Genomic DNA, 19,885 nt, shown 5'->3' on the forward strand with positions numbered 1-19,885 from the left:
TGAGCTGGAATTATATACGAGCAATACTTAAAGATAGTTGAAATATTTAGGGAATTTTAGAAAAAATTGTTAGGCGCTTAAAAATTTTAAAGTATGTATTTTTATTATAGGTTTAAGGGTTTAGTTTATATATGCGTATCCACTTCTTTTTTCTATATTTATAGAGGCCACATTATTATTTTTATCTGTTAAAACTATCTTGCAATCACCTTTTAATAGTCTTGAATAAGGTCTTTTTGCTCCTTTATTGTTAGTAACACTTACCACTCTCATAGGCCTACCTAATTCGTCAAAATCAATGGTTTGTGTTTTGCCTTTTCCGCAACTACCGACAAATTTAACCGATTTTATGCCATATTTTTTTTCAATATTTAAATCTATATTAATTTTATTGCAATAAGATTGAGGAATGCCTCTCCAGCCCGCACTTAAGAATTTGTTTGATTTTTGTGTATCGATGGCAACCTCTTCTTTGGAATTTAAGTTGCCACTAAATTTATTACCACTACCTCTTTTATCATAAAAAATACTATATTTCCAAGATTTAACTCCAGGCTCATCTACAGAGCACTCTTGCAAACTAGTGTCATTAATAGCTATCCCCCATCTCATTTTAAACCAAAATTTTTCATTTTCTGAATAAACAAATTTATCATCTTGCATGGCAAGGTGCTGGGCGTACCTTATATGCGTTAGCATCTGTGTAGCTGCCTCCCTAGCTCCGTTTATTTCTAGCCTTGGTATGATCATTGCTGCAAGTATGCCTACGGCAATGATTACGAAGATAAGCTCTATAACAGTAAAACCCTTGTTTTTATGCATTTACCTGCCTCTTACGTCAAAATTTGCAATTACTTTTCCCATTTTTTCTATGCAAAATTTTGATTTTTCATCTAGATCGGCGCTTACTAATAAATTTTTAGATTCATCTCTTACATCTATACCATAAAATTTAAGTCTTAATGCAAGCTTTTTATTATCTGTGTATAAATCCTTGATTTCCGCTTCTTTTAATTTAGCAGCAAGCTCTTTTACAACATCAAATTTATATACAAAATGCTTTGTTGGGTTGTCTAAAAATAGGTAAAAAATTTGATTAAATACGATCATCGACCAGTTTAGGGCTAGAAAAAGCATCACCAAGGTCGTGCAAATTTTATAGCCTTTTCTAAATTTTGGCAATCTTACACGATACGAATTAAAAAATACTCTTACCATAAGTGGCGTTGCGATCACGCAAAATGGCAAAAACTGCTCAAGCTCCAGTCTTTGGCGCACTGAGACTATCATACAAAAGCAAAATGAGCAAATCACAATAAACCATAAAAGATCTTTTTTCTCTTTTACCCAAATTCTATAAATTGTATAGACAAAAAAGATAAAAATAAACGGCGAAAAAACAGCGGCAAAGATACCAAAAGTATCGATAAAGTGCCCACTTGGCCTACCATTTGTATCAAAACCAAAAAAGTAAAGCGTAAGCAAAAATAAAATAGCACTTAGCCAAGCAAGTGGCGGCTTTCTTTTATAAAGTGAAAATATAAAAAATCCTACGTAAAATATCAAAAAATCACCATCTATAAAAAAAGAAAGACCAAAAAATGCTACAAATAAAATTTTATTTTTAACATGAAAAAAGTATATACATAGGAGCGCCAGCATAACGCAAAGCCCAGCATTATTGACGATAAGAGCTGAAGCTATCGTGCCAGGAAGTAAGATAAAAAGCAATACCGCAATAAGTCTGTCAAACTCCAATTTAATGTAAAATTTGCTTATCTTATACATTAAAACGACACTTATTACATGAAAAGCGATCATCACGGATCTTAAAGCAAGATCTGTTTGACCAAAAATTTGAACACTTAAGTTTAAAACATGGCTAAGAAAATTTTGTTTGTTAAAAAAAATTTCAGCTTCACTGTAACTTATACTAAGAGAATTTGCCGTATAAAGTAAAAATATACAATCAATCAAACATATTAAAAATACGCTAAAGGCGACGTGATGTCCAACAAATTCTCTAAATTTATCTAGCAAAAATTTTCCTTAAATATGTATATCCCAAAAAAACTCAATCCAGTCGTGAGCCTCTTTTACCTTAAATTCTGGCAAAAGCAGAGCCTTCTCTTTATAAAAGACGGTCGCTATTTTTATATCTAAATTTGGATAACGCTTAAGTAGCTCTCTTTTTATCTCGACCATGCTCTCGCCACTATCGATGATATCATCGACGAGCAAAATTTTAGTGTATTTGCTAAGATCTGGCACGTTAAAGATATTAATCGTATCAAGCTTATTTGTATCTTCATAATGGATAGAATTTAAGGTAAATAAATTTCTATTATTAAGTGCAACAGCTAGCGAGTGGCCAAGCGTTAGACCGCCTCTTGCCACAGCTAGTATCACCTCTGGGTCAAACTCGTCTTTTATCTGCTTTGCCATCTTTTTAGTATCAACAGCAAATTCATCATAGCTATAAAATATCATCTTTCTTCCTTATCAATGCACTAAAAATACGATAAAACTAATGAGCGCTAGCACGACTACGCCTAAATTTATATCGCTAAATTCTCTCTTTATGAGCTTAACTATGACGTATGACATAAAGCCAAATGCAAGGCCGTTTGTGATCGAATAAGTAAGCGGGATGAGCACAACTATGAAAAATGTCGCAACCGCAATGGCTGGATCTTTGAAATTTATACTAGCAAGCTCGGCAAACATAAGCACGCCAACCATTACAAGGATCGGATAGATGGCATTGCCAGGGATCGCTTTAAAAAGTGGCAACATAAATAATGTAAGTATAAATAAAAGTCCGCAAAATACAGCCGTTAGACCAGTTCTACCGCCCTCTTCTACACCGCTAGCACTCTCTACAAACGATGTGGTCGTACTTACGCCTACAAGTGAGCCAGCTGCCGTAGCAATAGCGTCAGCTTCAAGAGTTTTTTCAAGTTTTATGACGCCATCTTTTTTGTTTTCATCAAAAATTCCAGCCCTCGTTCCTACACCAGCTAGTGTGCCTATCGAGTCAAAAAGATCGGTCACAAAAAATGTGATAACAACTGGCAGCAAGGCTAGACTAAGCGCGCCTTTTATGTCAAGCTCTAAAAATATCGGAGAGATAGAGGCTGGAGTTGAGAAAATTTCTGTTGGATGAGGAGCGATATCAAGCACCCAAGCTATTACTGAAGTAGCAAGCACAGCTAGGATAAACGCGCCCTTTATCTTCCACGCCCAAAAGCAAATAACTAAAAATAGTCCCAAAACGCCAAGAAGTACGTTTGGATCTTTGAAATTTCCTATACCAACCAAAACTGCGTCGCTATTTACGATAAAGCCCATTTGCTGAAACGCGACAAAGCTGATAAACGTGCCTATACCAGCACTTATCGCTCTTCGTAGGTCAAGTGGGATCGATCTTATTATCCACATCCTAAAATTTGTAAACGAAAGCACGACAAATATCACGCCGCTTAGAAAAACAACGCCAAGAGCCGTTTGCCAAGGTACTTTCATACCGATACAAAGACCAAATGTAAAATAAGCGTTAAGCCCCATACCAACGCTCATCGCAACTGGTGTGTTCGCCCAAAGACCATTTAATATCGTAGAAAAGATCGTAATTAGCGCAGTTGCAGTGATGAGTGCCTCATAAGGCATGCCAGTTTTGCTCATAATGATCGCATTTACCGGCACGATATACATCATCGCCAAAAACGTCGTAAGTCCCGCTCCAAATTCCTGCTTCACACTCGTTTTGTTTTGTGCTAAGTCAAAAAATTTCACCCCAAGCTCCTTTAGTAAATTTTAAGTTCGTTATATAAACTATCACGCTCAATCGGCGTAAAACCAGATGTTTTAATAAGATCACAAAATGTCTTTAGTGTAACGCCGTTTGCGCTATTTGCACCAGCTGCACTTTGGATGCTCTCTTTTTCTATCGTGCCATCAAGATCATCAGCGCCAAATTCCTGAGCGATCATCGCTAAATTTAGCGTCGAAGTGGCCCAGTAAGCTTTGATATGTGGGACATTATCAAGCACAAGACGTGAGATCGCCAGAGTCTTTAAAATTTCAGCTGATCCTAGAAATTTCACATCTTTTAAGTAGTTGTTTTCTCTTTGATAGACAAGCGGGATAAACGCGTTAAATCCGCCAGTTTCATCTTGCAAGTCTCTAATCCTTAGCATATGATCGATCCTATTATCACGGCTTTCTATATGACCAAAAAGCATCGTTGCATTGCTTTGTCTGCCTTTATCATGCCACATTTTGTGAATTTTTAGCCAGTTTTCGCTACTTACTTTGCCTTTGCAAATTTTAGCCCTGACCTCTTCATCAAAAATTTCAGCCCCGCCGCCTGGCATGCTATCGACGCCGTATTCGAGCATCTTCTCTATCACCTCATCATAGCTTAAGCCGTAGTGTCTTGACAAAAAGTCGATCTCAGCTGCCGTCATCGCCTTTACATGAAGCTCTGGATGAGCTGCCTTTATCTTTTTAAAAATCTCTAAATACCACTGCCAGCCACTTTTCGCGTTATGAGCTGATACGATGTGTATCTCCTTTACGCCGTGACTCACGCTCTCATCAACGATCTTTAAAATCTCTTCGTGGCTCATTAAGTATGGATTTGGATTTTTTCTGTGAGCTGAAAATGCGCAAAATTTACAGATATCAGCGCAGATATTTGTTGGATTGATATGGCGATTTACATTGAAAAAGACCTTGTTGCCGTGCAGCTTTCTGCGTTTTTTATCGGCAAATTTAGCCAAGGTAAAAAGATCAAGCTCATAAAGCGAAAAAGCCTCTTGCTTGCTTAATCTCTCGCCACTTTCTAGTTTTTGTAATAGATTCATTATTTATATCGTCCTAAAGCTGAACTTAAGGCTTCATTATAAGCAAATAAAGCTTTGTTTTTGCAAAAATTATGTAACATTTGCCAAGATATTTTTAACAATGGAAACATTAAATGCTGGCTGATAAAAGTACCAAAAATAGCGATAATTGTTCAAAGATCAAAGAGAAATTTCTTGATTTTAAGGCAAATTTACCAAAACATTTTCAAAAAAATCAGGGTAGAAATTTTGCAAATTTTTTAGCCAAAGAATATGATGATTTTATAAAATCTTATTTAAATGAAACTATGCGAGATTTTTTTGATGATTTTATTCCGCAAAATGACAGCTTTGCTTTTAGTGTTTTAGCTACTGGAAAATACGCTCAAACACTACTTAGCGCAAATAGTGAGCTTGAAATTTTACTAGTTTATAAAAATTTAAAAGGCTACAACATAAAGAATTTCTTAAAAGAATTTAGCGAAATTTTAAGTAGCTCTGGAATAAATTTTTATATAAAAAGCGTTGAAATAGATGAAATTTTTACAAATTACAAAGACGATCTCAAATTTAAAAGCGAAATATCGCAAGTACGATATATCTGTGGTTCAAAAAGTCTATACCGCCTAGTAAAAAGCGAGATCGTAAAATTAAAAGAATTTGATAAAAAAGCCTTTTTAAACTACCATTTAAAGGTATTTTTGCCATTTTCTAGCATCAGCTACTTAGCCCAAGAGCCAAATTTAAAAAGTGGCTTTGGGGGAATCGATGAAATTTATCACCTAAACTGCATACTAAACTGCCTAGATAGCGACATTTCAGTTAGATCACAAGCCCTAAAAGTGATGAATGAAAAAGAGATCGCTAGCTTTAACCTAAATGTAGACTTTTTACTAAGCCTACTAACCACCTTAAATTTGACGCAAAATTCTGATACTTTTAGTGCTTCAAGCGTTGAGATCACGACAAATTTCATGCAAACAAAGTCTAAAAAGCTTCAAGATAACGAAAGCGTTATTAGCCAAAAGATGCTAAGCTCAATGAATAATGTCGCCATTTATTCAAGGTTTATCGTCGCTTCTCTTTGTAGGCCATTTTTTAAAAGTGAGCTAAATTTTGATCAGAGAAAATTTGCAAGGCTAAAAAATGGCTTTTACGAGATAAATGGCGTTATCTACGTGCCGCTTCATAAAAAGCCAGCTCTCATTGAAAATCTAATAGCTGAGCTTTTAGAGCTAAAAGATGTGGATTATAAATTTGATATAAGCGCGATCTTTTACATCAAGCGAGCCATTATCACAAAAAGTGGCTTGGAGCGCGCTATCAGCGAGTTTAAGAAGATATTTTTAAGAAAAAATTCCTATGCCATTTTAAAGTCATTGCTTGATGCGCAAATGATACAAATTTTAATAAAACCAATGGAACACATCAGTCAGCTAGCTCAGTACGACGGCTATCACGAATTTACGGTCGATGAGCATAGCATTTTAAGTGTAAAATTTCTCGAAAACATAAAAGATAAATTTATAAAAAATCTCTATACCGAACTTTGCTTGGAGGGCAAGACGATGCTAAAGATCGTGACTTTAATGCACGACGTTGGTAAGGGGCTTGGCAAAGATCACGCAAATATCGGCGCAAATATCTTTAGAGCCTACGCAAACAAGCTAAATTTAAGCCAAAAAGCCGTAAATATCGGCGTCATCTTGATAAAATATCACACGCTAATGAGCAACGTCTCAAACAGAGAAGATATTTATTCGCAACGCGTTATTTTTGCTTTTATCTCAAAGCTTGGCGACAAGCAGGTTTTAAAGCTACTTTACATCCTTAGCTACTGCGTGATAAATGCGACAAACGAGAGGCTCTATAATGCCTACACAGCAAAGCTTTTAAGGGAACTTTATGAAATTTCTCTTAGTGCATTTAGCGATGAAAATTTACTTGATGAAGCGACAAGGCGCGTAAAAAAAGAGCAGTCTATAAAACGAAATAGCGAGTTTTTGGCGCTTGAACTAAGCTTGCAAGAGAAAATTTTTAAAATCACATCAAATCTTGTCTTTATAAAATATAGTGCGAGTGAGATCATAAATTTAAGCAAGGTTGCAGATGGCTTAGATGCGACAGAAATTTTTATAAATAACTCTAAAAATTTAAGCATTCAGATTTATACAAAAAAGAGCCTAAATTTAAGCGCCCTGCTCTATGAATTTGCTAAATTCGACCTAGCATACATGGAAATTTTTGAGCTATTTGAGAAAAAATTTTATATCAGGCTTGATTTTAACCAAAATGTTAAAAAAGAGGAGCTTGAAATTACTAAAAACTTGGCTCTAATATCTCTAAATAGCGAGACTTTAAAAGAGCCTTTGAAACCAAACATTAACAAAGATGAGATAAACTTCGAGCTAAATCACTCAAAAGATTACGCCAAACTTAGCATCAACGCAAAAGATCAGCGCGGGCTAATGGCTTATGTGATGAGTGTTTTTGACAGGCTTCATTTTCAAGTCACGAGTGCTAGAATCCAAACGGTCAAAAATAGAACAAGAAATCTCTTTTTGATCGAGAAAAACGAGCGACTTGAGAGTAAAGGCGAAGAGATATTAAATTTATTAATAAGCGAGTAAAACATGTGTGGAATCGTAGGATACATCGGAGATAAAGAGAAAAAAGAGGTCATTTTAAGCGGCCTAAAAGAGCTTGAGTATCGCGGATACGACAGCGCTGGTATGGCTGTGATGAGTGATGGCAAGATTGACTTTTTCAAAGCTGTTGGCAAACTTGAAAATTTGGCTCTAAAGACAAAGGACTTTACATCAGAGGGCTTTGGCGTGGCGATAGGTCACACACGCTGGGCGACGCACGGCAAACCAACCGAGATAAATGCTCACCCACACCTTGGTGAGCACTCATTTGTCGTGCATAACGGCATCATCGAAAACTACAAAGAGCTTAAAGATGAACTTGAGGCAAAGGGCGTAAAATTTGTAAGCCAGACTGATACTGAAGTGATCGTGCATCTTTTTGAAGAAATTTTAAAAGAGAAAAAAGATCCATTTAAAGCTTATGAGGCAACTATCGCAAAACTAAGAGGTGCATACGCGACGCTACTTATCACCAAAACTGCGCCTAATAAGATATTTTTTGCAAAAGATGCCGCTCCTATGGCAATAGGAAAGAGCGATAAAAAAGAGCTATATTTTGCTTCATCTGACGCACCTTTAATTGGCAATGCAACAGAAGTAGCATACTTAGATGATAACAACTATGGCTATGTAAGCTTGGACGAAATCGCGGTCTTCAAAGATGGTAAAAAAGCCAATATAACATTCAATGCACTTCCAAAAGATAAAAGCTATGCCCAAAAAGAGGGATATACATTTTTCATGGAGAAAGAAATTTACGAGCAAGGTGCGGTCGTATCTGAAACCATCATGGGCAGGGTTAAAAATCACAAAGTCACCCTTGAAAATTTAGACGATGAATACCTAAAAAGTATCGATGATGTCGTGCTTTGTGCGTGTGGGACTAGCTACCATGCTGCGCTTGTTGCAAGCTATCTTTTTGAAAGGCTTGCTAAAGTTAGAACAAAGGTCGAAGTGGCAAGCGAATTTAGATATAGAAAGCCTTATCTAAACAAAAACTCGCTCTTCATCGTCATCTCACAAAGTGGCGAGACAGCCGATACTCTTGAGGCACTTAGGATAGCAAAAGAGGCTGGGCTTAGAACGCTTGCGATTTGCAACGTCGATAACTCATCTATTGTTAGACTAGCTGATAATACACTTCTAACTCGTGCTGGCATCGAAAAAGGTGTGGCAAGTACAAAGGCCTTTGCAACGCAGATCATCGTACTTTGGATGCTTGTGCTTCAAATGGCAGCAGCAAAAGAGTCTATCAGCAAAAAAGAGCTTGATCACGAGATCAAAACGCTTCTTCACATCCCACAAATTTTAAATATCAATAACTCTCTTCAAGAGAAGCTTCACCGCCTAAGCAAGCATTATTTACACGGTCATGGCTTCTTTTTTATCGGTAGAGATATTTTCTATCCACTAGCATTAGAAGGTGCGTTAAAACTTAAAGAAATTTCATATCTTCATGCCGAGGGCTATCCATCAGGCGAAATGAAACACGGCCCTATCGCACTTGCAGATGAGAAGCTATTTACGATCGCTTTAATGCCTCAAAATTTGTTATACGAAAAGACAAAGAGCAATGTCGAAGAGCTTGCCGCAAGAGATGCGTACATCCTAGCGATAAGCCCACTTGAGTTTGAACTAAGCGATGACTACGTAAAAACAAGCGTTCAAGATCACTATATGAGCGAATTTTTCGAGATGATGCTAGTGCTTCAGCTACTTGCACTTGAAATTTCTGTTAGACTTGGCAACAACGTCGATATGCCAAGAAATCTTGCAAAAAGCGTAACTGTCGAATAACTCGTGTGGCTGGCATCTTGCTGGCTACTTAAATTTTTATAAAAGTAGTTTTGCATTATGCTACTAAACATAAATCTTATATTAATATTTTTATAATATTTGCTTATATATAATGTTAAAAAACCAACTTAAATATTAAGGATAAAAATGAAGTTAAGTTCATCTTTACTAAGCGTAGGCCTTGGAGTTTTACTTTTAAGCGGTTGTGCAACTGGCAATAGCAACGGTGTAACTGGCAGTGCTGCTGGAAGCAATAACAATAATGCTAACACAAAAATAGAAAAATGCAGTAGCACTCTTGGAACACTTGCGTTTTATGAAGACCAAAATTCTGATTGGTATTCATATTTAACACACAACTACAAGCTCACATCAACTATTCCGGTTTTGCGTCTTCTTGCGCAACAAACTGGTTGTTTTGTTATAGTTGAACGTGGCGCTATGATGGATAATATGATGCAAGAGCGTGCACTTGATAGATCAGGAGAACTACGTGGTGGTTCTGGCTTTGGTAAAGGTAAAATGGTAGCAGCTGATTATACTATTCGCCCTGAAATTTTCTTTAGCAACGAAGATACAGGCGGAGCAGGCGCTCTTGTTGAAGCACTTTTTGGTAGTGTAGCAGGTGCTATAGCTGGTGGTTTTTCAACAAAAGAGACGCAAACTACATTGGTTCTTATAGAGAATCGCTCAGGTGTTCAATTAGCAGCAGCCATTGGCTCAGCTTCTAGCACTGATTTCTTTGGTATGGGCGGTGGCGCTGGTGCTTCTCTTGGCGCGGGACTTGGCGTATATTCAAGAACACCTGAGGGAAAAACACTTGTAAATGCTTTTCTTGATTCAATGAATCAATTAGTTATTGCTCTAAAAGACTACAAAGCACAAAATGTAAAAGGCGGTCTTGGTAAAGGCGGAAGTTTAAAAGTAGGAGATTAATATGAAATTTATAGCCATTTTATTTTGTTCATTAACTTTTTTGTTTGCTATGAGCTATGAAAAAAAAGTTGAAGCTAGACTTTGCAATCTTATAAATCAAAGAGAAATGGCTAAATTTTATGGCGACATAAGAAGTATTGATAGCTTTGATAAAAAAATAGAAAGCTATAAATTTCGTAATGGAATGGAAAAATTCGATGAGGATAGCTGCCGTACAAATGGCTACTATCCTGTTAATCCAAACTATGCGCCATATCCTCCTGAGTACCGTCCATACTATCAAAATAGATATGATAGATTTCAGCGTGGTTACCGCGGAGACTACTATAACGATGACGACTATGATGATGGCTTCGATCGTGGTTATAGGCGTGGTTACAAGGATGCTAGAAGAGATTATAGGTTAGGTAGATAACTTATCTAGCCTTAACCTTGGCTTAATTCTAATAAAAACGATTTTTACAAATAACAAATCAAAAGCAATATATATATCAAATTTTGCTGCTATAAATAAGTTCCATACATTGAGCAAAAAATATAAAATACTACTCTTACTTTTAGAAAAATAATATAAAACTAGTTGACATGATAGTATCCTAATTGCACAAAATTTTCTTTCTATAAAGAAACAATAGATATCCTTACAAATAAGCTAGAGCAAGATCACGAAAATTTAAAACAAGTGAGATCTGCAAAAACGATCTTTTAAAGGCGCAAATCAGTGCTCTAGAAGATTAGAACATCTACTCATCGAGAAAGGCTCAATGGTATAAGTATTCACTCACTTATAAAAAAGATGTTAGACAAAAATTTTGACTGGTGGGCTGGCACTCATGCAACTAGACATAGCGACAACATAGTCTCGCTAATGCTTGAAGCAAATTTAAACAAAGCCCCTATGAACTTCGAGTGGCTACATGGCTGGTACAATGCCTTGTTTGAATATATCCAAAGCAAAACTTATAAGATAAAAAGAGCTAAATTTAGAGATGATGAGATGAGCGTCGTCTCAGGTCCTTCAAAAAATGTGCAAATTCACTACGAAGCCTTGCCAGTAGAGCGCATAGAGGATGAGATGAGAAAAATTTTAAATTTTATCAATAAAAGCCCTGAAAACGCCTATGTAAAAAGCGCCTTAGCGTACCTTTGGTTTGTGATCATCCATCCTTATGACGACGGCAACGGATGCATGGCAAGGGGTTTTGGCACACTACTTACTGCTTGGCTGGTGATGGTATCAAGCCATTTTCTATCTCTAGCATTATTTAAGCAAATAGAAAAAATTATTATGAAATTTTAGAGCAGATAACAAAGCTTGGAAATAATTTAAATTTTGATTTCACAGAGTGGATAATGTAGCACACCTACAAGCGGTAAATAGCGCTATAAACAAGCTATAAGCTTACTAAAAATATAAAATTTCGATCGTAATTTAAGAGTCAAAGCCATTAAAATTTATCTTTACCTAGTATCGTTGCCAGCTGTTCTTTGATTCTATCATCAAATTCACTAACACTTATGACACCCCTGCTTTCGCACATCTTAGCATCATTAACATCACAGTAGTCACTAAGTGCGTTTTTGTATCCGCCCCTTATGCAAGCCTCTCTGTCTTCTAAAAATCCAGCCCCACCAAGGATAAGCACGCCAAGGTCAAAACCTATCTTAAATTTCGCACTCGCTGAGCTTTTAACCCAGCTTAAAAATATCTCATCGTATCTTAATCCAAGTGCTCCAACGCCATCTGGCACGACTAAGATATCCACGCCATAAAGGCTCTCAGCATAAATTTCTGGATGAAGCCTGACGCCAAATTCATCGACAACCTCAGGCTTTAGTGCGTAAGTCTTGATATTAAAATCCTCAAATTTATGTAAAAAATCATAAATTTTGGCAAAGCTTAGTAGATTTAGCTTGTCAAACATCAAAATACCAACTTTCATGCTAGCTCCTTTTAATGAAGTGCCTCATTTAGCTTGATCGCCCTTTTGCTCGCACTTGCAGTGATCTGACCTGTTTGGCTATTTTGTCTAAAATGAAGTCCGTTTAGCCCGCCAAGCTCAAGCGCTTTGTAAATTTCAGCTTCAAATTTAAACTCTGGATTTAGTTTAGCTAGCTTTTCGCGCTCGCTAGCTGATATATAGACCTTTGTGCCCTCAAGCACCGCTATGCCAGCATCCACGATGCAGTTATCACCAAGAGGTACGCCTGTGACTGAATTTGCGCCAAGCAAGCAGTGTTTGCCGATACTTACAGGGTTGCCGTTTGTGCCACTTAGCACGCCAAGTATACTTGCCCCTCCGCCTACGTCACTGCCCTCGCCAACTACGACAGAGCTGCTGACTCTGCCTTCAACCATCACGCCACCAGTTGTACCTGCGTTAAAGTTGATATAGGCAGCACCTGGCATAACGACTGTGCCAGGATACACGGCAGCACCCATGCGAACCTTAGCTGAGTCTAAAATTCTCGTATTATCCGCTGGAATGATGTGGCTTAAAAATCTTGGGAATTTATCGACGCTAACGATCGCTGGATATTCGCCAAACATCTTTAGAGAAATTTCATTTTCTCTTAGCCATTCAAGCTCAATTGGCGTATTTTGGCTAGTCCATGCAACATTTGGCAACACACCAAAAGCTCCATCAAGTACGATCGTTCTAGGTGCGACTTTGCCAAGCGATATCAAGTAAAGCTTAAGATATACGGCCTCCACGCTAAGTGGTTTTGCATCATCAAACAAAAACACAAGCTTAAATTTATTCTCATTTAGTTCAAGATCGTCATCAAATGCCATTTTTACGGCATGTAAATTTTGTACATTTTTATGAGAGCTTATCTCTTTTTCAAAGACGCTAAAGAGCTTACTAGCCTTTTTTACCACTTTTGGCGTAAGATCAGCTATAAATTCAGAGCCGTTAAAATCAACCTTAACGTCACATTTTTGTAAAGCATAGATATAAGCAGCTGCGCTTAAAAAGCTCTCTTTGTAATTTACAACAGCAAAAGTCGCTTGCAAAATTTTATCTGTATTTTTTTGTCCGCGATCGATCCTAGCGATACCAAAAGCAAGCGGATCTTTGTAGCCATCTTTTTTTCTAAATTCTTCAAAAAATTCCTTAAATTCATTTGCATCTTTAAACTCTTTAGACATCTATTCTCCTTTAAATTTTTTCTTAGTCTAGCCAAAAATGGCTAAAAATTTTATGATTTTAAGTCCATTAAAATTTTTAAATATTTTTATATTTTTAATAATGATTAATCTTATCATACAGTAAATTGCAATAAGATTTTGCAAATTTAAAGAAGGAGTTTAAATGTCAAATTTAGTAACAAAACCTAGATTTGCTCTGGCTACATTGATCGGCCTTGTCGCTGGCATTGTCTCAGCTTTTGTCAAATGGGGAGCAGAATTTCCACTTCCTCCAAGAAGTCCGATGGATATGTTTAACGCTGCTTGCGGACCAGAGAGTACCATTAGGGCAGCCGATGCGATCGATTGCTCTAGAAATTTCTTAAATCCGCCTTATGTATTTTTAAGGGATTATTTGGGCGTAGCCGATCCAAATGCCGCCATTTACGAGTTTGCAGGGCATGCGTTTAACTACGTAATGATGACGCATATATTATTTTCGATCGTTTTCGCGGTTGCTTATTGTGTTTTGGCTGAGAAATTTCCAAAGATTACAATATGGCAAGGCTTACTAGTTGGCATTATCGTAAATATCGCTGTTCACGTGATCACATTGCCTATTTTAGGGCTTACTCCACCACTTTGGACACTCCCTTGGTACGAGCATGTATCTGAATTTGTCGGCCACATGATATGGTTTTGGTCGATAGAGATCATCCGCCACGACCTAAGAGCCAGGATCACAAAAGAAAAAGATCCAAGTGATTATTGCTGCTGCAACGCATAAATGCAAATTTTTACTGTTTTGGGCTAAAAACCTAAAACAGCAACCAAATTTATCTCACCGTTTAAAAGCAAAATTTATCCGCGATTAGCACTCCTGGCTAAGCTCTAAATTTTCTAAACGAAGTGGCTTTTCACCTTCAAAAATCACCCCAATACCAAAAGGTTCACAAATATCAAGCACACCATCGGCAAATCTCATCAGCCACTGCTTATCACGCGCATAAAAGGTGCACTGTGGGGACTCAAACGGCAGATCGCAAACTGGCACATCAAGCGCTCTAAGCTCGTCCTTGCTCAAAAGGCATTTTTGCTTAAGCTCATCTTGTAAAAATGTAAGTGCATCTTTTATGTGCCGGTCGATATCCTGAGCGATACGCTGCGCAAGCAAAATCGTCTCATCATCCACATCTGCCCCATTTGCCGAGATAAGACAAAAGAGCACTTGGCCAAAAATTTCGCTTTTTAGCTCTGTCTCCGCGTACCAAATAAAACCTTCATCCGTTGCTACTTTTTCAAGCTCGCCAAATTTCAAAGTCATTTTTTATTCTCATTTTTGTGGTTTTGCTACTCTTACGAAAAAGAGCGAAATTTAAGCAGATTTGTAGTGAGCTAAAATTTATCATCTAAAATAGAGATAGCTTGCAAATTTGCCCTTTTTGACATAAAGCGAAAGCTAAATTAAAAGCAAATTTGCAAATTTAACTCACTACTTAAAAGCAAAATTTATCATCAGTGCCATTTTGCTTGCGCATAGCTTTAAATTTAGCAAGATTGTCTTTGTCCAAAAAGTAATCTTTCTCTTTTTTATTGCGACTTTCTAGCTTTTCTATACCTTTTGCAAGGGCTGCTTTTCTATCTTCGTGAGGTGAGCTAAATTCTGGAGAAAACATCGCTTCATAGGCATTTTTCTTAGTCCATCCAAGCGCTTTATCAGCGATCTCTTGTTGCTTTTTGATATCGCAAAATGCATAAGGATTGACCACGTCGCCAACAAGCTTCATAAACGCCCCTATCGCGGCCACCACGTCAGTAAATTTCTCGCCCTCCATGTCTATAACGCCTCTTAGCAAGATCGCGCGATTTTTTGCCGCATAAAACCAAAATACCGCGTCATCGCGAAGCCCAAGATCGTATGCGCGAGCTGAAAGGACAAAAAGAGTTATCGGAGAGACCATTTGCGGTGCGTCTTGGACAGTCTTCTCTGCTTTTTTAAAGTCTTCTACTTTACCACTTAAGAGTAAGCTATCGATCTTATCATAAACCTTTACATACTCGACTTTGCCAGCATTTGCCGAGTAGTACGGCGTCACGTAAATATCAATACTCCTCACCTTACCGTCGTTTGCAGCTGCACTACCTATGCCAAAGCAAAGTGTCATCAAAAATTTTAAAAATTTCATTTAAATCCTTTGATGTGTGAAATCTACAATTATTTTAACTAAAAGATATTTAAATGTTGTCTATAAATTTGAGTAGCAAAGTCCGCAAATTTAAAGCGGACTTCGAAGATTAGTTTTTAAAACTATGAATTGGAGCTGGAATTTGTCCGCCACGAGCGATGAAGTCGGCACTAGAGGCTTTGTTTATCTTCATCACAGGTGCTCTTCCTAAAAGGCCGCCAAACTCAATCATATCGCCCTCATGGCCTAGAGGTATGATACGAACGGCTGTTGTTTTTTGATTTATAACGCCGATAGCCGCCTCATCAGCGATCATCGCAGCTATGCTTTCACTTGGCGTGTCAGCAGGTATAGCGATCATATCAAGTCCCACAGAGCATATCGCGGTCATTGCTTCAAGTTTTTCTAAATTTAGTGAGCCAGCACGCACCGCCGCTATCATACCCTCATCCTCAGAAACTGGGATAAACGCACCGCTTAAGCCACCCACTTGATTACACGCCATGACGCCACCTTTTTTAACCGCGTCATTTAGCAAAGCAAGTGCCGCAGTCGTTCCGTGCGCACCAACAGCCTCAAGCCCCATCTCCTCAAGCACGCGAGCTACCGAGTCGCCCACAGCAGGTGTTGGGGCAAGAGAGAGATCGACGATACCAAATTTAACCCCAAGGCGCTCGCTCGCCATCTGGCCAACTAGCTGGCCGATACGCGTGATCTTAAACGCCGTTTTTTTAACGGTCTCAGCCACCACGTCAAAGCTCTCGCCACGCACCTTTTCAAGGGCTCTTTTTACTACTCCTGGACCAGAAACACCCACATTTATCACCACATCGGCCTCGCCCACGCCATGAAATGCACCAGCCATAAAAGGATTGTCTTCGACTGCGTTTGCAAAAACGACAAGCTTAGCACAACCCATCCGAGATGCTGCCGCCGTCTCTTTTATGATGCGTCCCATATCACGCACCGCGCTCATATTTATGCCGGTTTTCGTTGAGCCGACATTGACACTTGCACATACTTTTGAAGTCTGAGAAAGTGCTTGTGGGATAGAATTTATCAAAATTTCATCGCCCTTTTGATAGCCCTTTTGAACTAAAGCTGAAAAACCACCTATAAAATCAATACCAACCTCAATAGCCGCCCTATCAAGCGTCTTTGCGATAATTACGTAGTCTTTTGCGTCCGTTGCGGCGCCGATTATCGAGATAGGCGTCACACTCACTCTTTTATTGACGATTGGTATGCCTAGCTCAGCAGAAATTTCGTTGCCCACTTTGACTAGGTCTTTGGCTTTAGTGGTGATTTTTGCGTAAATTTTGTCGCAAGCTTTGTTGATGTCAGGATCGATGCAGTCAAGCAAACTAATGCCCATCGTGATCGTTCTGATGTCAAAATTTTGCTCTTCGATCATCGAGATCGTTTCGGTTACGTTTTTGATGTCCATTGTTTTTCCTTAGATTGTATGCATCGCATCAAAGATAGCGGAGCTTTGGATATTTATCTTTACTTTTAGGCTCTCTCCAAGCTCGTTAAGCTCTGCTCTTAAGGCCGTAAAGTCTTTATTTTCATCACTTGAAACCACTGCCATCATCGTAAAAAACTCATCTAAAATAGTCTGTGAGATATCATCTATGTTTAGTCCTAGCTCGCTAAGCTTTACTGAGACGCCAGCAACGATGCCAACTCTATCTTTTCCGACTACGGTTACGATCGCTTTCATGTTTTCTCCTATTAAATTTTAAATGATTGCATTTTGGCTCCAAAATTTAAACCAAGCATTAAGCAAAGCTAAATTTTGGTAGCCAACTTTAAACGAACAAATTTTAAAATTTGCTCTAAATTTTATCTTTTGTAAATTTTACTTCGAGCAAGCACTCTTGCCGTCATTTACTGGCTGGATCGCTGAGTTATCGGCCCCACCATCACTATTTATATTTTCTATCACTTCCCAAAGTCTAGCAGCCGCACTCTCGTAGCGTTTTGCTGTGACTGAGTTTGGCTCGTAAAAGCTAACTGGCTTACCATTATCGCCGCCCACGCGAACAGCTGGTTCGATAGGGATTTCAGCCAAAATTTGCGTGTTGTAAGCTTTTGCTACCTCTTCAGTTGTGCCTTTGCCAAAGATGTCATACTCTTTGCCATTATCTGGGCAGATAAAACCGCTCATATTTTCAATCACACCTGCGATTGGGATGTGGAGCTTCTCAAACATATCAAGCGCACGTTTGCTATCGTCAAGCGCTACCACTTGTGGCGTTGTGACGCAGACACCTGCTGTTACTGGCACGCTTTGAGCTAGAGTTAGCTGCGCGTCGCCCGTTCCTGGAGGCATGTCGAGAAACAAGACATCAAGTTCGCTCCAAAGCACGTCTTTTAGCAGCTGCTCGATCGCTTTCATTATCATCGAACCACGCCAGATGAGGCTCATGCCCTCTTCCATCAAAACGCCCATACTCATCATCTCAACTCCGTGGCTAAGTATCGGCTTTAGCTTATTCCCAACGACTTGTGGCTGGGTATTTACTTCGCCAAGCATTCTTGGGATATTTGGTCCATAGATGTCAGCGTCTAAAATTCCAACCTTTTTGCCTAGTTTTGCCATTGAGATGGCTAAATTTAGAGTCGTGGTTGATTTACCAACGCCACCTTTGCCAGAGCTTACCATTACGAAATTTTTGACTTGAGGCGCGATATTTTTGCCACTTTGAGTGTTACTTTTTTCCTCAGGTATCTTTGGCTGGATCAAATTTAGCACATATTCATTTGAGCCCATGACACGTTTGATGTCCGTTTTTAGCTCGTTTGCCACTTCTGGGCTTGAGCTGACGATCTCGACTTCGATTAAAATTTTATCGCCAATTTCTACATTTTTTACAAAGCCAAAGCTAACTATATCTTTTTCAAAACCAGGATATATGACGCCTTTTAGTCTATTTAAGACCTCTTCTTTATTTAACATTTTTCTCCTTTTTCTAGATCTTTTGAAATTTTATATGCACAAAATTTTGGTCCGCACATCGAACAAAAATGAGCGCTCTTAAACGCATCTTCTGGCAAGCTCTCATCGTGAAGCTCTCTTGCTTTTTTTGGATCAAAGCTTAGCTCAAACTGCTTGTTCCAGTCAAATGCGTATCTCGCATCACTCATCGCATGGTCTTTTTCTATGGCACCTGCCTTGCCAAGTGCGACGTCTGCGGCATGAGCTGCTATCTTGTGAGCTACGATGCCCTCTCTTACGTCATTTTCATTTGGCAAGCCAAGGTGCTCTTTTTGCGTCACGTAGCAAAGCATGCTAGCGCCGTGATATGCTGCCATCGTGCCACCGATCGCTGACGTAATATGATCGTATCCTGCACCTATGTCTGAGACAAGCGGCCCAAGCACGTAAAATGGGGCGTCATGGCAGAGCTCTTGTTCGATTTTCATATTATACTCAATTTGATTTAATGGCACATGACCAGGGCCTTCTATCATCACTTGCACATCTTTTTCCCATGCACGAAGCGTTAGCTCTCCAAGCACTTTTAGCTCGCTAAGCTGTGCCTCATCTGTCGCATCAAAAAGACATCCTGGACGAAGGCCGTCGCCAAGCGAGAGTGAGACGTCATATCTTGCACAAATTTCTAAAATTTCATCAAAAATTTCATAGAAAGGATTTTGTCTCTTCAGCTTTGACATATAGCTTGCACTTAAACTGCCACCGCGGCTTACTATGCCCATTTTACGCTTTTTAACAAGTGGCAAAAACTCACGCAAAAATCCAGCGTGTATCGTAAAGTAACTAACTCCTTGCTTTGCTTGCTTTTCAAGTATCTCTAAAATGAGCTCATTTGTGATATTGGTAACCTCTTTTGCCTCTTTTAAAATTTCATACATAGGCACTGTGCCTATCGGGACGCTTGAATGCTCGATGATCGCACTCCTAATAGCGTCTAAATCGCCGTCCGTACTTAGATCCATAACCGTATCAGCGCCAAATTCTAGGCAGATTTCAAGCTTTCTAAGCTCAGCACAAATGTCGCTGCTTAAGCTTGAATTGCCGATATTTGCATTAACCTTTGTCTTTAGCTTTCTGCCTATACCCATTGGTTTTAAATTTATGTGATTTACGTTTGCTGGGATGATGATTCTACCATTTGCCACCTCATCCATCAGTAAATTTTCACTAATGCCCTCACGCTTTGCCACATAGCTCATCTCCTGTGTTATCTCACCACGCCTAGCATAATGCATCTGCGTCTTTTCTCTCATATAATGCCTTTTACAAATTTTATAAAAGCACCATTTTAGTCCTTTTTTGATTTAAACTAACTAAATGGTGACTAAAAATTTCTT

At 38.6% G+C, this 19,885-nt stretch carries 19 protein-coding genes; 6 read left to right on the forward strand and 13 right to left on the reverse strand.

The features are described 5' to 3' along the window. Positions 1 to 120 precede the first annotated feature (120 nt). From CVS84_RS06665 to mqnE, 5 genes are read right to left on the reverse strand one after another with little or no spacing between them, the layout of a single operon-like run. Positions 121 to 822, reverse strand: coding sequence for a Tfp pilus assembly protein FimT/FimU (locus tag CVS84_RS06665; protein ID WP_107691650.1), 702 nt, complete (start codon positions 820 to 822; stop codon positions 121 to 123). Beyond that, the gene (locus CVS84_RS06670; RefSeq protein ID WP_107691651.1) at positions 823 to 2,040 is read right to left on the reverse strand and encodes an ArnT family glycosyltransferase; all 1,218 of its coding nucleotides are present in this window, start codon (positions 2,038 to 2,040) and stop codon (positions 823 to 825) included. It abuts the gene before it with no gap. Positions 2,041 to 2,049: 9 nt separating this feature from the next. Next, positions 2,050 to 2,490, reverse strand: coding sequence for a phosphoribosyltransferase (locus CVS84_RS06675; protein WP_054196841.1), 441 nt, complete (start codon positions 2,488 to 2,490; stop codon positions 2,050 to 2,052). A gap of 12 nt (positions 2,491 to 2,502) precedes the next feature. Beyond that, on the reverse strand, positions 2,503 to 3,795 hold the full coding sequence (locus tag CVS84_RS06680) for an NCS2 family permease (RefSeq protein ID WP_107691652.1): 1,293 nt from the start codon (positions 3,793 to 3,795) through the stop codon (positions 2,503 to 2,505). 11 nt (positions 3,796 to 3,806) lie between these two features. Next, the gene (gene mqnE / locus CVS84_RS06685) at positions 3,807 to 4,871 is read right to left on the reverse strand and encodes an aminofutalosine synthase MqnE (protein ID WP_107691653.1); all 1,065 of its coding nucleotides are present in this window, start codon (positions 4,869 to 4,871) and stop codon (positions 3,807 to 3,809) included. A gap of 110 nt (positions 4,872 to 4,981) precedes the next feature. On the opposite strand from mqnE, the gene CVS84_RS06690 reads away from it, so the two are divergent. The 5 genes from CVS84_RS06690 (at position 4,982) to CVS84_RS06710 (ending at position 11,528) form a co-directional block, all read left to right on the forward strand. Then, complete coding sequence (locus CVS84_RS06690) at positions 4,982 to 7,477, forward strand: HD domain-containing protein (protein ID WP_107691654.1); 2,496 nt, start codon at positions 4,982 to 4,984, stop codon at positions 7,475 to 7,477. A gap of 3 nt (positions 7,478 to 7,480) precedes the next feature. Then, a complete protein-coding gene (gene glmS / locus CVS84_RS06695; protein WP_107691655.1) occupies positions 7,481 to 9,292 on the forward strand; it encodes a glutamine--fructose-6-phosphate transaminase (isomerizing) in 1,812 nt (603 codons plus the stop codon). Positions 9,293 to 9,439: 147 nt separating this feature from the next. Beyond that, positions 9,440 to 10,228, forward strand: coding sequence for a peptidoglycan-binding protein (locus CVS84_RS06700; RefSeq protein ID WP_103604823.1), 789 nt, complete (start codon positions 9,440 to 9,442; stop codon positions 10,226 to 10,228). 1 nt (position 10,229) lies between these two features. Next, positions 10,230 to 10,643, forward strand: coding sequence for a gamma-glutamyl phosphate reductase (locus CVS84_RS06705; protein ID WP_103604822.1), 414 nt, complete (start codon positions 10,230 to 10,232; stop codon positions 10,641 to 10,643). Between the two features lie 381 nt (positions 10,644 to 11,024). Then, complete coding sequence (locus CVS84_RS06710) at positions 11,025 to 11,528, forward strand: Fic family protein (RefSeq protein ID WP_107691656.1); 504 nt, start codon at positions 11,025 to 11,027, stop codon at positions 11,526 to 11,528. 148 nt (positions 11,529 to 11,676) lie between these two features. On the opposite strand, the gene CVS84_RS06715 is transcribed toward CVS84_RS06710, so the two are convergent. Both CVS84_RS06715 and CVS84_RS06720 read right to left on the reverse strand, forming a co-directional pair. Further along, positions 11,677 to 12,171 carry a hypothetical protein gene (locus CVS84_RS06715; RefSeq protein ID WP_103618462.1) on the reverse strand — a complete coding sequence of 165 codons (495 nt, stop codon included), beginning with the start codon at positions 12,169 to 12,171 and terminating at the stop codon, positions 11,677 to 11,679. A gap of 11 nt (positions 12,172 to 12,182) precedes the next feature. Continuing rightward, on the reverse strand, positions 12,183 to 13,382 hold the full coding sequence (locus tag CVS84_RS06720) for a 2,3,4,5-tetrahydropyridine-2,6-carboxylate N-succinyltransferase (protein ID WP_107691657.1): 1,200 nt from the start codon (positions 13,380 to 13,382) through the stop codon (positions 12,183 to 12,185). A 163-nt stretch (positions 13,383 to 13,545) separates the two neighbouring features. Between CVS84_RS06720 and CVS84_RS06725 the strand changes: the two genes are divergently transcribed. Next, entirely contained in the window at positions 13,546 to 14,148 is a 603-nt protein-coding gene (locus tag CVS84_RS06725; protein WP_107691658.1) for a YagU family protein, read from the forward strand. Between the two features lie 84 nt (positions 14,149 to 14,232). On the opposite strand, the gene CVS84_RS06730 is transcribed toward CVS84_RS06725, so the two are convergent. The 6 genes from CVS84_RS06730 to thiC form a co-directional block, all read right to left on the reverse strand. Next, positions 14,233 to 14,685, reverse strand: a complete 453-nt coding sequence (locus CVS84_RS06730) for a hypothetical protein (RefSeq protein ID WP_107691659.1) — start codon at positions 14,683 to 14,685, stop codon at positions 14,233 to 14,235. A gap of 172 nt (positions 14,686 to 14,857) precedes the next feature. Then, a complete protein-coding gene (locus CVS84_RS06735; protein ID WP_107691660.1) occupies positions 14,858 to 15,547 on the reverse strand; it encodes a cytochrome-c oxidase in 690 nt (229 codons plus the stop codon). 109 nt (positions 15,548 to 15,656) lie between these two features. Next, entirely contained in the window at positions 15,657 to 16,994 is a 1,338-nt protein-coding gene (locus CVS84_RS06740; RefSeq protein ID WP_107691661.1) for a PFL family protein, read from the reverse strand. A gap of 9 nt (positions 16,995 to 17,003) precedes the next feature. Continuing rightward, positions 17,004 to 17,270, reverse strand: a complete 267-nt coding sequence (locus tag CVS84_RS06745; RefSeq protein WP_107691662.1) for an ACT domain-containing protein — start codon at positions 17,268 to 17,270, stop codon at positions 17,004 to 17,006. A 138-nt stretch (positions 17,271 to 17,408) separates the two neighbouring features. Continuing rightward, positions 17,409 to 18,509: an Mrp/NBP35 family ATP-binding protein gene (locus CVS84_RS06750; protein WP_087577746.1), complete on the reverse strand. Its 1,101-nt coding sequence runs from the start codon at positions 18,507 to 18,509 to the stop codon at positions 17,409 to 17,411. Beyond that, complete coding sequence (thiC, locus tag CVS84_RS06755) at positions 18,503 to 19,801, reverse strand: phosphomethylpyrimidine synthase ThiC (RefSeq protein ID WP_107691663.1); 1,299 nt, start codon at positions 19,799 to 19,801, stop codon at positions 18,503 to 18,505. The genes CVS84_RS06750 and thiC overlap by 7 nt, the downstream gene beginning before the upstream one ends. Positions 19,802 to 19,885: the final 84 nt, after the last annotated feature.

This window comes from Campylobacter concisus (genome assembly GCF_003048575.1).
In the GTDB taxonomy this organism is placed as follows: domain Bacteria; phylum Campylobacterota; class Campylobacteria; order Campylobacterales; family Campylobacteraceae; genus Campylobacter_A; species Campylobacter_A concisus_U.